14 protein-coding genes are annotated in these 14,781 nt (G+C 58.2%); 12 read left to right on the top strand and 2 right to left on the bottom strand.

Features of this window, described 5'->3' with window-relative positions; translation table 11 throughout:
• Positions 1-403 precede the first annotated feature (403 nt).
• The 6 genes from cyoA to ACP39K_RS07300 all read left to right on the top strand — a co-directional run bounded on the left by cyoA (position 404) and on the right by ACP39K_RS07300 (position 6,762).
• Entirely contained in the window at positions 404-1,354 is a 951-nt protein-coding gene (cyoA, locus tag ACP39K_RS07325) for a cytochrome o ubiquinol oxidase subunit II (protein WP_004940365.1), read from the top strand.
• A 3-nt stretch (positions 1,355-1,357) separates the two neighbouring features.
• Positions 1,358-3,349: a cytochrome o ubiquinol oxidase subunit I gene (gene cyoB / locus ACP39K_RS07320; RefSeq protein ID WP_004940366.1), complete on the top strand. Its 1,992-nt coding sequence runs from the start codon at positions 1,358-1,360 to the stop codon at positions 3,347-3,349.
• The gene (locus ACP39K_RS07315) at positions 3,339-3,953 is read left to right on the top strand and encodes a cytochrome o ubiquinol oxidase subunit III (protein ID WP_004940367.1); all 615 of its coding nucleotides are present in this window, start codon (positions 3,339-3,341) and stop codon (positions 3,951-3,953) included. Before cyoB ends, ACP39K_RS07315 begins: the two co-directional genes overlap by 11 nt.
• On the top strand, positions 3,953-4,291 hold the full coding sequence (locus ACP39K_RS07310; RefSeq protein ID WP_016928864.1) for a cytochrome o ubiquinol oxidase subunit IV: 339 nt from the start codon (positions 3,953-3,955) through the stop codon (positions 4,289-4,291). Before ACP39K_RS07315 ends, ACP39K_RS07310 begins: the two co-directional genes overlap by 1 nt.
• Before the next feature lie 17 nt (positions 4,292-4,308).
• Positions 4,309-5,199: a heme o synthase gene (gene cyoE, locus ACP39K_RS07305; RefSeq protein WP_015376842.1), complete on the top strand. Its 891-nt coding sequence runs from the start codon at positions 4,309-4,311 to the stop codon at positions 5,197-5,199.
• A 198-nt stretch (positions 5,200-5,397) separates the two neighbouring features.
• Positions 5,398-6,762, top strand: a complete 1,365-nt coding sequence (locus ACP39K_RS07300; RefSeq protein WP_048795896.1) for an MFS transporter — start codon at positions 5,398-5,400, stop codon at positions 6,760-6,762.
• 34 nt (positions 6,763-6,796) lie between these two features.
• On the opposite strand, the gene ACP39K_RS07295 is transcribed toward ACP39K_RS07300, so the two are convergent.
• Positions 6,797-7,288: a YajQ family cyclic di-GMP-binding protein gene (locus ACP39K_RS07295; protein WP_004940373.1), complete on the bottom strand. Its 492-nt coding sequence runs from the start codon at positions 7,286-7,288 to the stop codon at positions 6,797-6,799.
• Between the two features lie 182 nt (positions 7,289-7,470).
• Between ACP39K_RS07295 and panE the strand changes: the two genes are divergently transcribed.
• Both panE and yajL read left to right on the top strand, forming a co-directional pair.
• Entirely contained in the window at positions 7,471-8,382 is a 912-nt protein-coding gene (gene panE / locus ACP39K_RS07290) for a 2-dehydropantoate 2-reductase (RefSeq protein ID WP_033641148.1), read from the top strand.
• Positions 8,345-8,935, top strand: coding sequence for a protein deglycase YajL (gene yajL / locus ACP39K_RS07285; RefSeq protein WP_033641150.1), 591 nt, complete (start codon positions 8,345-8,347; stop codon positions 8,933-8,935). The genes panE and yajL overlap by 38 nt, the downstream gene beginning before the upstream one ends.
• A 66-nt stretch (positions 8,936-9,001) precedes the next feature.
• Here the strand turns inward: yajL and thiI are convergent, their stop codons facing one another.
• Entirely contained in the window at positions 9,002-10,450 is a 1,449-nt protein-coding gene (gene thiI, locus ACP39K_RS07280) for a tRNA uracil 4-sulfurtransferase ThiI (RefSeq protein ID WP_004940377.1), read from the bottom strand.
• Between the two features lie 160 nt (positions 10,451-10,610).
• Between thiI and xseB the strand changes: the two genes are divergently transcribed.
• The 4 genes from xseB to ACP39K_RS07260 all read left to right on the top strand — a co-directional run bounded on the left by xseB (position 10,611) and on the right by ACP39K_RS07260 (position 14,781).
• A complete protein-coding gene (xseB, locus tag ACP39K_RS07275) occupies positions 10,611-10,874 on the top strand; it encodes an exodeoxyribonuclease VII small subunit (RefSeq protein ID WP_015376838.1) in 264 nt (87 codons plus the stop codon).
• Positions 10,875-10,879: 5 nt separating this feature from the next.
• Positions 10,880-11,800: a (2E,6E)-farnesyl diphosphate synthase gene (gene ispA, locus ACP39K_RS07270; protein WP_033634008.1), complete on the top strand. Its 921-nt coding sequence runs from the start codon at positions 10,880-10,882 to the stop codon at positions 11,798-11,800.
• Positions 11,801-11,834: 34 nt separating this feature from the next.
• Positions 11,835-13,700, top strand: a complete 1,866-nt coding sequence (gene dxs / locus ACP39K_RS07265) for a 1-deoxy-D-xylulose-5-phosphate synthase (protein WP_060444112.1) — start codon at positions 11,835-11,837, stop codon at positions 13,698-13,700.
• A 106-nt stretch (positions 13,701-13,806) separates the two neighbouring features.
• On the top strand, positions 13,807-14,781 hold the full coding sequence (locus ACP39K_RS07260; RefSeq protein ID WP_016928870.1) for an aldo/keto reductase: 975 nt from the start codon (positions 13,807-13,809) through the stop codon (positions 14,779-14,781).

The raw sequence follows: 14,781 nt of genomic DNA, 5'->3' as shown, positions 1-14,781 counted from the left end.
CGATCCGGGGGTATATTTATTTCGGTAAAAAAAGATAATCGGCGCGGAAATTATTTTTTTATCCGACTGCCGCGCTCGGAAATAAAATTAAATTCACCTTTAAGACACAATTATTTTACATTAAATAAACCTTTTCTGCGTATTTCCCCGCCGCGCATTTCTTCGCCAAATTCATCATACCTTTAGTTTTCCTTAACATACGGGCTGCTCGTCACGATTCAGCGTGCCAACGCGTTGTTGTCATTGGTAAATTGTCACGCAGGGTTACATCTGTGACCCCCTTAACAGAAAGTGTCAACAAGCCGCTGACACTCCCTTAAGCATGTTTACAGTACTGCAACCTTCCCGTAAAATGCCCGCACACATGAAACGACAATTGAGCCTTTGTTATTGAGGTCGTTAGATGAGACTTAAGAAATACAATAAAAGTATTGGGATGCTGTCATTAATCGCAGGCACTGTATTGCTCAGTGGCTGCGATATGGTTTTGATGAATCCCAAAGGAGCAATTGGTGTTGAGCAACGGACACTGATTATCACTGCAATCGCGTTGATGTTGATCGTAGTGGTGCCAGTTATCTTCATGGCGTTCGCCTTTGCCTGGAAGTATCGCGCTTCCAACAAAGACGCCAAGTACAGTCCGAACTGGGCCCACTCCAACAAGATCGAAGCGGTCGTCTGGACCATTCCTATCATTATCATCGCCATCCTTGGCACCATTACCTGGAAGACCACCCACGAACTCGATCCGTTCAAGCCGATTGTCACCGACAAGAAGCCGATGACGATCGAAGTGGTGTCGCTCGACTGGAAATGGCTGTTCATCTACCCGGAACAAGGCATTGCGACCGTTAATGAGCTGGCTTTCCCGAAAGATGTTCCAGTCGAATTCAAGATCACCTCTAACTCGGTAATGAACTCGTTCTTTATCCCGCAGTTGGGTGGACAGATTTATGCGATGGCCGGCATGCAGACCAAACTGCACCTGATCGGCAACGAAGCCGGTGCCTACAAAGGCATCTCCAGCAGCTACAGCGGCGCAGGCTTCTCCGGTATGAAATTCACCGCGATCGTTACCCCGACCGAAGGCGACTTCGATCAGTGGGTGGCCAAGGTGAAGGCATCGTCTAAAAACCTGAACACCACCGACGACTTTAACAAACTGGCAGAGCCGAGTGAAAACAACCCGGTTGAGTACTTTGCCGCTGTCAAACCGAATTTGTTCAAAGAAACAATTGCCAAATTCATGGGCGACATGGATATGCACAAGGGCGCTGGCGCGCACGAAGGCATGGACATGAGCCAAGGTATGGACATGGGTGAACATGCTGCTCACGCCGGAGCCGAGGAATAACTGATGTTGGGAAAATTAACACTTGATGCGGTTCCGTACCACGAACCGATCATCATGGTCACCGTAGCCGCAATTATTGTCGGGGGCCTGGCAGTGCTGGCGCTGCTGACGTATTTCGGCAAATGGAAGTGGCTGTGGAGCGAATGGCTGACTTCGGTCGACCATAAAAAAATTGGTATCATGTACATCATCGTGGCGATGGTCATGTTGCTGCGCGGCTTCGCCGACGCCATCATGATGCGTAGCCAGCAGGCGTTGGCGTCCGCCGGCGAAGCCGGGTTCCTGCCGCCGCACCACTACGACCAGATCTTCACCGCGCACGGCGTTATCATGATCTTCTTCATGGCGATGCCTTTCGTGGTCGGCCTGATGAACGTCGTGGTGCCGCTGCAAATCGGTGCGCGCGACGTCGCCTTCCCGTTCCTGAACTCCCTGAGCTTCTGGTTCTTCGTGGTGGGCGTTGTGCTGATCAACATCTCCCTGGGGGTCGGTGAATTCGCTCAGACCGGTTGGCTGGCGTATCCGCCGCTGTCGGGTAAAGAGTACAGTCCTGGCGTCGGGGTCGATTACTGGATCTGGAGTCTGCAGATTTCCGGTCTGGGTACCCTGCTGACCGGCGTGAACTTCTTCGCCACCATTCTGAAGATGCGTGCCCCTGGCATGCCTATGATGAAGATGCCGGTGTTCACCTGGGCGGCGCTGTGTACCAACGTCCTGATCATCGTTTCTTTCCCAATTCTGACCGTCACCATCGCGCTGCTGACCCTGGATCGCTATCTGGGCACCCATTTCTTCACCAATGATATGGGCGGCAACATGATGATGTACATCAACCTGATTTGGGCCTGGGGTCACCCAGAGGTGTATATCCTGGTTCTGCCGGTGTTCGGCGTGTTCTCCGAAGTCACCGCGACCTTCTCCAGAAAACGCCTGTTCGGCTATACCTCACTGGTATGGGCAACCATCGCGATCACCGTTCTGTCGTTCATCGTCTGGCTGCACCACTTCTTCACCATGGGGTCCGGCGCGAACGTTAACGCCTTCTTCGGTATCGCCACCATGATCATTTCCATCCCGACCGGGGTGAAAATCTTCAACTGGCTGTTCACCATGTATCAGGGCCGTATCAAGCTCAACTCCGCGATGCTGTGGACCGTTGGCTTCATCATCACCTTCTCCGTGGGTGGTATGACCGGCGTTCTGCTGGCGGTGCCGGGCGCGAACTTCGTGCTGCACAACAGCCTGTTCCTGATCGCACACTTCCACAACGTCATCATCGGCGGCGTGGTGTTCGGTTGCTTCGCGGGCCTGACCTACTGGTTCCCGAAATCCTTCGGCTTCACGCTGAACGAAAAATGGGGCATCCGCGCGTTCTGGTTCTGGATCATCGGCTTCTTCACCGCCTTCATGCCGCTGTACGCATTGGGCTTTATGGGCATGACCCGTCGTATCAGCCAGAACATCAACCCTGAGTTCCACCCTCTGCTGCTGGTTGCAGCCGGCGGTGCGGCGCTGATCGCCTGCGGCATCCTGTGCCAGCTGACCCAGATCTTCGTCAGTATCCGTGACCGCGAACAGAACCGCGATCTGACCGGTGACCCATGGGGTGCTCGTACTCTGGAGTGGTCAACCTCGTCTCCACCGCCGTTCTATAACTTTGCCGTAGTGCCGCAGATTCATGACCGTGATGAATTCTGGGACATGAAAGAAAAAGGCGAAGCGTATAAGAAACCGGCTAAATACGAACCGATTCATATGCCTAAGAACACCGGCGCCGGCGTTATCATCGCCTTCTTCAGCCTGGTATTCGGTTTCGCAATGATTTGGGAAATCTGGTGGATGGCTCTGGCCGGCTTCATCGGTATGATCGTTGTCTGGATCGGCAAGAGCTTCGATCACGATGTTGACTACTATGTGCAGGTTGATGAAATCGAGCGCATTGAGAACCAACACTACGAACAAATCCGTAAAGCAGGCGTGAACCATGTCAACTGAAACTCTGACCAATCATAACGCAGCCCATGCAGAGCATGGGCACCACGACGCGGGAGAGACCAAAGTCTTCGGATTCTGGATCTACCTGATGAGCGACTGTATTTTGTTTGCGAGCTTGTTCGCGACTTATGCAGTCCTGGTGAACGGGACCGCTGGCGGTCCCTCAGGCAAAGACATCTTCGACCTGAAGTTTGTCCTGGTCGAAACTTTCCTGCTGTTGTTCAGCTCCATCACCTACGGCATGGCGATGATCGCCATGAACAAGGGTAAAGTTGGCGGTGTAAACACCTGGTTGTTCCTGACCTTCCTGTTTGGTCTGGGCTTCGTGGCGATGGAAATCTATGAATTCCATCACCTGATCGCCGAAGGCTTCGGTCCGGATCGCAGCGCGTTCCTGTCCAGCTTCTTCGCGCTGGTCGGCACCCACGGTCTGCACGTGACTTCCGGCCTGATTTGGATCATCGTGCTGATGATTCAGGTGAGCAAGTTCGGCCTGACCGCGACCAACAAAACCCGCCTGATGTGCCTGAGCCTGTTCTGGCACTTCCTGGACGTGGTCTGGATCTGCGTATTTACCGTTGTCTACCTGCTGGGGGTTATGTAATGAGCCATTCATCCCATGAAACCTCTCACGGCGGCGCAAGCCACGGCAGCGTGAAGTCATACCTGATCGGCTTTATCCTGTCGATCATCCTGACGGTAATTCCATTTGCGATGGTAATGAACGGCTCCGCCTCTCATTCCACCATCCTGGCGGTTGTTGTCGGTATGGCGGTTATCCAGGTGATTGTTCACCTGGTTTACTTCCTGCACATGAACACCTCATCGGAAGAGCGCTGGAACCTGGTGGCATTGCTGTTCACCGCTATGATCATCGGTATCGTTGTTGTAGGTTCACTCTGGATTATGTACAACCTCAACATCAATATGATGGTCGATTAAGAGCTGAGCTGCACGTGATGATTAAGCAATACCTGCAAGTCACTAAACCAGGAATTATTTTCGGCAATTTAATTTCTGTCGTTGGGGGATTCCTGCTCGCTTCCAAAGGGAGCATCGACTATCCCCTGTTTCTCGCCACCCTGGTGGGTGTCTCGTTGGTGGTCGCGTCGGGCTGTGTGTTTAATAACTACATCGACCGCGACATCGACAAGAAAATGGAGAGAACGAAGAATCGGGTGCTGGTAAAAGGCCTGATCGCGCCGAGTGTCACCCTGGTTTATGCGACCGTGTTGGGTATTGCGGGCTTCGCGTTGCTGTATATCGCGGCCAACCCGCTGGCCATGTGGCTGGCGGTGATGGGCTTCGTGGTTTATGTCGGCGTTTACAGCCTGTACATGAAACGCCATTCGGTCTACGGCACGCTGATCGGCAGCCTGTCGGGCGCCGCGCCGCCGGTTATCGGCTACTGCGCGGTGACCAACGAGTTCGACGCCGGCGCGTTGATCCTGCTGGCTATCTTTAGCCTGTGGCAGATGCCGCATTCTTATGCGATCGCTATCTTCCGCTTTAAAGATTACCAGGCGGCCAACATTCCGGTGCTGCCGGTGGTGAAAGGCATTTCCGTCGCCAAGAACCACATCACGGTCTACATCCTGGCATTTATGATCGCCACGCTGATGCTGACCCTGGTAGGTTATGCCGGCTACAAGTACCTGATCGTCGCTGCGGCGGTGAGCGTATGGTGGCTGGGCATGGCGCTGCGCGGTTACAAGACCGAAAACGACAGCGTCTGGGCGCGTAAACTGTTCGTGTTCTCCATCGTCGCCATCACCTCGCTGAGCGTGATGATGTCGATCGACTTCAGCGCCACGGCGGCGCCTGAAGCGCTGGTGACCTACGTTTGGTAAACCAAATCATCTGTGAATGGGCCGCTTTTGCGGCCCATTTTATTTGTCACGCCGAAAAGCGGCCAAACTGTAATATCTGTTAAACAACATTCGATTTACCCCCCCTGCCCCGCACACTAAAATGACGCAGCTTTACAGAAATCATGCCATCAGGCGCTGTCTCAACGTCTGATGGCATGGTTTTTACCGAGGTTTGATGTGAACGATAATTCAATGACCCCGCAGGAGCGCCGCGCTACCTGGGGATTGGGCACCGTATTCTCCCTGCGCATGCTCGGCATGTTTATGGTATTGCCGGTGCTGACCACCTACGGCATGGCGCTCAACGGCGCCAGCGAAGCGCTGATCGGCATCGCCATCGGCATCTACGGCCTGGCGCAGGCGGTGTTTCAGATCCCGTTCGGCCTGGTGTCCGATCGCATCGGCCGCAAGCCGCTGATCGTCGGCGGCCTGCTGATTTTTGCCCTCGGCAGCGTGATCGCCGCGGTCACTGACTCTATCTGGGGCGTGATCCTCGGCCGCGCGTTGCAAGGCTCCGGCGCCATCGCCGCCGCGGTAATGGCGCTGCTCTCCGATCTGACCCGCGAGCAGAACCGCACCAAAGCGATGGCGTTTATCGGCGTCAGCTTTGGCATCACCTTCGCCATCGCCATGGTTCTGGGCCCTATCATCACTCATGCCTTTGGCTTACATGCGTTGTTCTGGATGATCGCCGTGCTGGCGCTGGCCGGCATCGTCATCACTCTGGCAGTAGTGCCTTCCGCCGATACCCATCTGTTGAACCGCGAGTCCAGCATCGTGCGCGGCAGCTTCCGCAAAGTGCTGAGCAACTCGCGCCTGCTGAAGCTCAACGTCGGCATCATGTGCCTGCATATCCTGCTGATGTCGAGCTTCGTGGCGCTGCCGCTGGCGATGGAGAAAGCCGGGCTGGCGGCCAGCGAACACTGGATCGTCTACCTGGTGACCATGCTGGTGTCGTTCGCCGCCGTAGTGCCGTTCATCATCTATGCCGAAAAGTATCGCCGCATGAAGCAGGTGTTTATGGGCTGCGTGGCGGTGCTGTTTTGCGCCGAAGTGCTGCTGTGGCTCTCCGGCGCGCGCCTGTGGGGCATCATCGCCGGCGTACAGCTGTTCTTTATGGCCTTCAACGTGATGGAAGCCATTCTGCCTTCGCTAATCAGCAAAGAGTCACCGGCCGGCTACAAAGGCACCGCGATGGGGGTCTACTCCACCAGCCAGTTTATCGGCGTGGCGATCGGCGGCAGCCTCGGCGGCTGGCTGTACGGTTTACAGGGGGCAGGCTTGGTGTTTATCGCTGGTGCCGTGTTGGCCGCCGTCTGGTTCCTGATCAGCAGCACCATGAAAGAGCCGCCGTATGTCAGCAGCCTGCGCATTACGCTGTCGGAACTGGCGGTGAAGGATTCGGCGCTGGAAAGCCGCCTGAAGGCGCAGCCCGGCGTGGCCGAGGCGATCGTGGTGCCGGAAGAGCGTAGCGCCTACGTCAAGGTGGACACCAAGCAGACCAATCGCGGTCAGTTGGAAGCGCTGGTCAATTCGCTGTAAAGAAACGGGGCCGGCAATGCCGGCCCCGTCGAGATTAATCGCGGAAGTTCTTGAACTGGAACGGCTGCCCCAGATCGCCGCCGCGCACCAGCGCCATCACGCTCTGCAAGTCGTCGCGTGATTTGCCGGTCACCCGCACTTCTTCGCCCTGGATCTGCGCCTGCACCTTCAGCTTGCTGTCTTTGATCAGCTTGACGATTTTCTTCGCTACAGAGGTTTCAATCCCCTGCTTCAGCTTGGCTTCCACGCTGTAGGTTTTACCGCTATGGGTAAACTCTTCCGGGATCTCCAGCGCGGCGCCGTCGATGCTGCGCTTGCTCAGCTTTTCGCGCAGAATGTCGAGCAGCTGCTGCACCTGAAAATCAGACTCGGTGGCAACCTTAATGCTTTGGTTTTTCTCGTTTAGCTCAAAGCTGGCCGGCACGTTGCGAAAATCCCAGCGGGTGCCGAGATCGCGGGTGGCGTTCTCAACGGCGTTACGCACTTCCTGCATATCAATTTCGGAAACGATGTCGAAAGATGGCATACTTCTTCCTCCTGAATGAGTGCCTAATAGCTTAGGCGATTTTGATGCCGAGCATGATAACCGCTTTGCCGCCTCAGACAAAATCTGCTGAACGCACGCAGGGATAGCGCTTCAGGCTGCCATAAAACCTATAGTTAAATCACGGTAATTGAGCGGTATTCCCGTGTTTCCAAGGAGACTGAATGAAAATAACCATTCTTGGTTGCGGCGCGCTCGGACAACTGTGGCTCTCCCGGCTGTATCAGCAGGGCCACGATGTACAGGGATGGCTAAGAGTGCCGCAGCCTTTTTGCGCCGTGAACGTGATCGAGCCGGAAGGCGTCTCGTTTAATCGCAATTTGCCCACCAACGATCCTGAGCACCTCGCGCAGAGCGAGCTGCTGCTGGTGACGCTGAAAGCCTGGCAGGTGTCCAGTGCGGTCAGCGCGCTGCTGCCGAAGCTGAACCCTCAGTGCGCCATTTTGCTGTTGCATAACGGCATGGGCACCCAGGAGGAACTGCCGCCAAACGGCCAGCCCATCCTGCAGGGCACCACCACCCACGCCGCGCGCCACGAAGGCAGCACCATTATCCACGTCGCCACCGGCATCACCCACATCGGCCCAACCTCGCCGGCCGCCCAACAGCTCAGCCACCTGGCGGAAGTGCTGCATCAGGCTTTGCCTGACGTTGCCTGGCACAACAATATCGCCTCGGCCAACTGGCGCAAGCTGGCGGTCAACTGCGTAATCAACCCGCTGACGGCGCTGTACGGCTGTCGCAACGGCGATCTGCAGCGCTACCCGGAGCAAATCGAAGCGCTGTGTCGTGAAGTCGCCAGCGTGATGGCGATGGAGGGCTACCACACCTCCTGCGAAGGCCTGATGCAATATGTGATGGACGTGATCCACAGCACCGCCGACAACGTTTCGTCGATGCTGCAGGATATCCGCAGCCAGCGACACACCGAGATCGACTACATCACCGGCTACCTGCTGCGCCGCGCGCGCAGCCACGGCCTCACGCTGCCGGAGAATGCGCGGCTGTTTGAATTGATTAAACGAAAGGAAAATGAATATGAGCGTATCGGCGCTGGTTTGCCTGGCACCTGGTAGCGAAGAAACCGAAGCCGTCACCACCATCGATCTGCTGGTGCGGGCGGGCGTAAAAGTCACTACGGCCAGCGTCGCCGGCGACGGCGAGCTGACTATCGTCTGTTCACGCGGCGTCAAACTGCTGGCCGATGCGCCGCTGGTGGCGATCGTCGATGAGCCTTTCGACGCCATCGTGCTGCCCGGCGGCCTGAAAGGCGCAGAATGCTTCCGCGACAGCCCGTTGCTGGTGGAAAAAGTGCGGCAGATGCACCTGCAGGGGAACATCGTCGCCGCCATCTGTGCGGCGCCGGCGCTGGTGCTGCAGCACCACGATCTGTTCCCGGTCGGCAACATGACCGGCTTCCCGGGCCTGAAAGACCAGATACCGGCGGAAAAATGGATGGAGCGCCGCGTGGTGTACGACGCGCGCGTCAACCTGCTCACCAGCCAGGGGCCGGGCACCGCGATGGAGTTCGCGCTGAAGCTGATAGACCTGCTGCTCGGCAAGGCCAAAGCGGCGGAGATCGCCGCGCAGCTGGTGCTGATCCCGGGAATGTACGATTTCCGCGACTGAGCGGCTTGCCGATAAAAAAAGGGCTGAACATCGGTTCAGCCCTTCTCGTTTATGGCGCTCCGCGCGTTACGGGCGATAAACCTTCACGTTGCTGAAGCCCTGCTCCAGCAGGTACAACGCCTGCAGACGGCTCATCACGCCGCGCTCGCAGTACAGCAGGTAGGTTTTGCTTTGGTCCAGATCGCCGAATTGGGTGCTCAGCTTGTAGAACGGCAACGCTTTCACTTCAACCTGTTCCAGCTGCAGCGGCTTCTCTTCCTGCTCGTCGTTGGAACGGATATCCAGGATCACCTCATCGGCGCCGAAGGCCGCAACGGTTTCTACCTCGGTCACCTGCTCCTGCGCCTGCTCGGCGATGGAGCGAATATCAACGTTCTTCGCCTCGCTCACCACCCGATCGAGAATGCTGAAATCGAAGTGGCTTTCTTCCTCTTCAATCTTGGCCTTGACGGCTTTTACCGTCGGGCTCTTCGAAATCACGCCGCAGTATTCCGGCATGGTTTTGGCGAAGTCTTCGGTGCCGATTTCACGCGCCAGTTTGATGATGTGCTCTTTATCGTGCGAGATCAGCGGACGCAGGATCAGCGTATCGGACGCGTTATCGATCAAGCGCAGGTTGGTCAGCGTCTGGCTGGACACCTGCCCCAGCGCTTCACCGGTTACCAGCGCCTGCACGCCGTAGCGTTCGGCCACTTGCGAAGCGGCGCGCACCATCATGCGCTTGAGCACCACGCCCATCTGGCCGTCGTCGACCTTCTCCAGGATCTCGCCCACCACCGGTTCGAAGTCGATGGCGACGAAGCGCACCTTGTGCGAACTGGCGAAGCGGTTCCACAGATAGTGCGCCACCTGCTTCACGCCGATCTCGTGCGCGGCGCCGCCCAGGTTAAAGAAGCAGAAGTGCACGCGGCAGCCGCGACGCATCAGCATGTAGCTGGACACGCCCGAATCGAAACCGCCGGAAATCAGCGACATCACGTCTTCCTGGGTGCCGACCGGGTAACCGCCGATGCCTTCGAGGCGGCGTTTGACCAGCATCAGCTTGTCGTCTTCAATCTCCAGATTTACCGTGACCTGCGGGCGGGTAAGATTAACGCGCGCGCTCTCGATATGCTGGTTCAGGCCGCCGCCGACGTAACGCTCCACGTCCTGCGAATTGAACGCCTGCTTGCCGCGGCGCTTGACGCGCACGCAGAAGGTTTTGCCTTCCAGCTGGGCGCGGTAGGCTTCCAGCGTCTGCTCGAAGATGTGATGGATGTCGGTGTAAGCGCGATCTTCCACTTCCAGAATATGGTGGATGCCGGGAATGCGCGTCAGCGCGTCGGCGATGATCGGCCGCTGGTTTTCATCTTTGGCGCGAACTTCGATATGATCCCAGTGACGGACGACCGCCAGCGTTTCATCATACTGCTTCAGGACGTTGCGAATATTGGTCGAGAGAATCTTGATAAAGCGCAAGCGCACAGATTGGCTCTTGATGGTGATTTCCGGGAACAATTTAATGATAAACTTCATGGCGGTCTTTGTTGTCAGATAAGAATTACGGCGCGGAGTATATCACCATATCGCCGCGCTCTGCGCACAAAACCACACATGAGCGCCATGATTTGCTAATCAAGATCCGCTAGGATAGGCTCTGGCGCCACGGTTCACATGATGACGTAAAAAGAAAATTATGCCGAAAAAACCAGCACAATCAGCCAGTACAGAGCAAACAGCCAGCTTTGAAAGCGCCCTCGGCGAGCTGGAAAGCATCGTGACGCGTCTGGAGTCGGGCGAACTGCCGCTGGAAGACGCGCTGAACGAATTCGAACGCGGCGTGCAGCTGGCGCGCCAAGGCCAGCAGAAACTGCAACAGGCGGAACAGCGTGTGCAGATACTTCTTAACGACAGCGCCGACGATGCGGCGCTGGCGCCTTTCACACCGGATGCCGAGTAACCGACATGTCTGAGATCGCCCCATCGGCCGCTTTTGCCGATCAACTGCAGATTTTCCGCCAGCGCGCCGATCGCGCGCTGCTGGACTTCATCGCCCCGCTGCCGTTCAACGACGGCAACATGGTGGCGGCGATGCGTCATGGCGCCTTGCTGGGCGGCAAGCGCCTGCGCCCGTTCCTGGTCTACACCACCGGCCAGATGTTCGGCGTGTCGCTGAGCAACCTGGATGCGCCGGCGGCGGCGGTGGAATGCATTCACGCCTACTCGCTGATCCATGACGATCTGCCGGCGATGGACGACGACGATCTGCGCCGCGGCCAGCCGACCTGCCACATTAAATTCGGTGAAGCCAACGCGATCCTGGCCGGCGATGCGCTGCAAACGCTGGCGTTTTCGATCCTGGCCGATGCCGAGATGCCTGACGTGGCGCTGCGCGATCGGCTGGCGATGGTTTCCGAACTGGCGACCGCAAGCGGCGTAGCCGGCATGTGCGGCGGCCAATCGCTGGATCTGGAAGCTGAAGGCAAGCGCGTTGATCTGCAGGCGCTGGAACAGATCCACCGCCACAAAACCGGCGCGCTGATCCGCGCGGCGGTGCGTCTGGGCGCGCTGAGCGCAGGCGAAGCCGGGCGAGCGGCGCTGCCGCAGCTGGATCGTTACGCCGCCGCGGTCGGCCTGGCGTTCCAGGTGCAGGATGACATTTTGGACGTTGTCGGCGAGACTGAAAAGATCGGCAAGCGCCAGGGAGCGGACCAACAACACGGAAAGAGTACCTACCCGGCGTTACTCGGGCTTGACAGCGCGAAAGCAAAAGCGTGGGATCTCTATCAGGAAGCATTAGCTGCATTAGACACTTTGGCAGCGCAATCTTATAACACAGCGCCATTGCGAGCGTTAGCCAGCTTCATTATTGAACGCGACAATTAACGTGTGACGTTAACTCCTCTGATATGAGTATCGAATGAGTCTTGATATAGCCAAATACCCAACCCTGGCGCTAGCGGAAAACCCCGAGGAACTCCGCTCACTGCCCAAAGAGAGCTTGCCGAAGCTGTGCGATGAGCTGCGGCAATATCTGCTGAACAGCGTCAGTCGCTCCAGCGGCCACTTTGCCTCCGGGCTGGGTACCGTCGAACTGACGGTGGCGTTGCATTTCGTCTACAACACGCCGTTCGATCATCTGGTGTGGGACGTCGGCCACCAGGCCTACCCGCACAAAATTCTGACCGGTCGCCGCGACCGGATCGCCACTATCCGGCAAAAGAACGGCTTGCACCCCTTCCCGTGGCGCGCCGAAAGCGAATACGACGTTCTGTCGGTCGGCCATTCGTCAACCTCGATCAGCGCCGGCCTCGGCATGGCGGTGGCGGCGGAGCGTGAAGGCAAAGGCCGCCGCACGGTGTGCGTGATCGGCGATGGCGCCATCACCGCCGGCATGGCGTTCGAAGCGATGAACCACGCCGGCGACATCAATCCGGACATGCTGGTGGTGCTGAACGACAACGAGATGTCGATCTCGGAAAACGTCGGCGCGCTGAACAACCATCTGGCGCAGCTGCTGTCCGGCAAGCTTTATTCCACCCTACGCGAAGGCGGCAAGAAAGTGCTGGCCGGCGTGCCGCCGATCAAGGAGCTGGTGAAACGCACCGAAGAGCACCTGAAAGGCATGGTGGTGCCGGGCACGCTGTTCGAAGAGCTGGGCTTCAACTACATCGGCCCGGTAGACGGGCACGACGTGCAGGGGCTGGTCGCCACGTTGAAAAACATGCGCGATCTGAAAGGCCCGCAGCTGTTGCACATCATGACCAAGAAAGGCCGCGGTTACGCGCCGGCGGAAAAGGATCCGATCAGCTTCCACGCGGTGCCGAAGTTCGATCCCGCCAGCGGCACGCTGCCGAAAAGCGCCGGCGGTCTGCCGACCTATTCGAAAATCTTCGGCGACTGGCTGTGTGAAACCGCCGCCAAAGACAGCTCGCTGATGGCGATCACGCCAGCGATGCGCGAAGGCTCCGGCATGGTGCAGTTCTCCCGCGACTACCCGCAGCAATATTTTGATGTGGCGATCGCCGAGCAGCACGCGGTCACCTTCGCCGCCGGGCTGGCGATCGGCGGCTACAAGCCGGTGGTAGCGATCTATTCCACCTTCCTGCAACGCGCCTACGATCAGCTGATCCACGATGTGGCGATCCAGAACCTGCCGGTGATGTTCGCCATCGATCGCGGCGGCATCGTCGGCGCCGACGGCCAGACCCACCAGGGGGCGTTCGATCTGTCGTTCATGCGCTGCATCCCGACCATGGTGATCATGACGCCGAGCGACGAAAACGAATGCCGCCAGATGCTGTATACCGGCTATCACTACAATGCCGGCCCGAGCGCCGTGCGCTATCCGCGCGGCACCGGCACCGGCGCGGCGCTGGAGCCGCTCAGCATGCTGCCGATCGGCAAAGGCGTGGTGCGCCGCCAGGGGGAAAAGATCGCCATTCTCAACTTCGGCACACTGCTGCCGGAGGCCGCGCAAGCGGCGGAAGCGCTCAACGCCACGCTGGTCGACATGCGCTTCGTCAAGCCGCTGGACGAGCAGTTGGTGCTCGAGCTGGCCGCCAGCCATGAAACGCTGGTGACGCTGGAAGAGAACGCCATCATGGGCGGCGCCGGCAGCGGCGTCAACGAACTGCTGATGGCCAAACGCCGACCGGTGCCGGTGCTGAACCTCGGCCTGCCTGACAGCTTCGTCTCGCAGGGCAGCCAGGAAGAGCTGCGCGCCGATCTGGGGCTGGACGCCGCCGGCATTCAGCGCCAAATCGAAACCTGGCTGGCGCAGTAATCCCCCCAGCGCCTGAAAAAACGCCTCCGCTCTCGGAGGCGTTTTCGTTTCCGCCCTCCGGGATCCGCGCTACAGTTACTGTCTGAGCTGTGAATGGGAGGCAAACATGAAGTACCTGAAACTGGGCAACACCGATCTGAACGTTTCGCGCATCTGCCTGGGTTGCATGACCTACGGCGAACCGAATCGCGGCAATCACGCCTGGACGTTGCCGGAAGAGAGCAGCCGCCCGCTGCTGAAACAGGCGCTGGAAGCCGGCATCAACTTTTTCGACACCGCCAACAGCTATTCCGACGGCAGCAGCGAGGAGATCCTCGGTCGGGCGCTGCGCGACTATGCGCGCCGCGAGGACGTGGTGATCGCCACCAAGGTCTATTTCCCACTGAGCAACCTGGAGCGCGGTTTGTCGCGCGCCAAGATCATGCAGTCCATCGACGACAGCCTGCGGCGTCTGGGCACCGACTATGTCGATTTGCTGCAGATCCATCGCTGGGATTACGAAACGCCGCTGGAAGAGACGCTGGAAGCGCTGCATGACGTGGTGAAAGCCGGTAAAGCGCGATACATCGGCGCCTCCTCGATGTACGCCTGGCAGTTCGCCAAAGCGCTGTATACCGCCGATCTGCACGGCTGGACGCGCTTTGTCAGCATGCAGGATCAATACAACCTGATCCAGCGCGAAGAAGAACGCGAGATGCACCCGCTATGCGCCGCCGAAGGCATTGCCGTACTGCCGTGGAGCCCGCTGGCGCGCGGCCGCCTGACCCGCCCCTGGGGCGAAACCACCGCGCGGCTGGTCTCCGACCAGTTCGGCAAGAGCCTGTACGAGGACACTGAAGGCATCGACGCCATCATCGCCGAGCGCGTCGCCAGCCTCGCCGACGAACGTGGCGTTTCACGCGCGCAGATCGCGCTGGCCTGGCTGCTGAACAAACCGACGGTCAGCGCGCCGATCGTCGGCGCTTCACGCAGCGAGCAGTTGGATGACGCCATCGCCGCGGTCGATTTGAGTTTGTCGCCACAAGAGGTGGCGGAACTGGAGACGGCCTACGTGCCGCACCGGGTGACAGGGTTTGAATAA

Source organism: Serratia sp. EC4 (genome assembly GCF_059652115.1).
Note: the sequence above shows the minus strand (reverse complement) of the source record. Positions and strands in the feature narration are given on the sequence as shown.

Bases quoted from the DNA above. Each gene is read 5' to 3' on its own strand.
- cyoA (WP_004940365.1), top strand. From the start codon at position 404: ATGAGACTTAAGAAATACAATAAAAGTATTGGGATGCTGTCATTAATC.
- cyoB (WP_004940366.1), top strand. From the start codon at position 1,358: ATGTTGGGAAAATTAACACTTGATGCGGTTCCGTACCACGAACCGATC.
- ACP39K_RS07315 (WP_004940367.1), top strand. From the start codon at position 3,339: ATGTCAACTGAAACTCTGACCAATCATAACGCAGCCCATGCAGAGCAT.
- ACP39K_RS07310 (WP_016928864.1), top strand. From the start codon at position 3,953: ATGAGCCATTCATCCCATGAAACCTCTCACGGCGGCGCAAGCCACGGC.
- cyoE (WP_015376842.1), top strand. From the start codon at position 4,309: ATGATTAAGCAATACCTGCAAGTCACTAAACCAGGAATTATTTTCGGC.
- ACP39K_RS07295 (WP_004940373.1), bottom strand. From the start codon at position 7,288: ATGCCATCTTTCGACATCGTTTCCGAAATTGATATGCAGGAAGTGCGT.
- panE (WP_033641148.1), top strand. From the start codon at position 7,471: ATGAAAATAACCATTCTTGGTTGCGGCGCGCTCGGACAACTGTGGCTC.
- yajL (WP_033641150.1), top strand. From the start codon at position 8,345: ATGAGCGTATCGGCGCTGGTTTGCCTGGCACCTGGTAGCGAAGAAACC.
- thiI (WP_004940377.1), bottom strand. From the start codon at position 10,450: ATGAAGTTTATCATTAAATTGTTCCCGGAAATCACCATCAAGAGCCAA.
- xseB (WP_015376838.1), top strand. From the start codon at position 10,611: ATGCCGAAAAAACCAGCACAATCAGCCAGTACAGAGCAAACAGCCAGC.
- ispA (WP_033634008.1), top strand. From the start codon at position 10,880: ATGTCTGAGATCGCCCCATCGGCCGCTTTTGCCGATCAACTGCAGATT.
- dxs (WP_060444112.1), top strand. From the start codon at position 11,835: ATGAGTCTTGATATAGCCAAATACCCAACCCTGGCGCTAGCGGAAAAC.
- ACP39K_RS07260 (WP_016928870.1), top strand. From the start codon at position 13,807: ATGAAGTACCTGAAACTGGGCAACACCGATCTGAACGTTTCGCGCATC.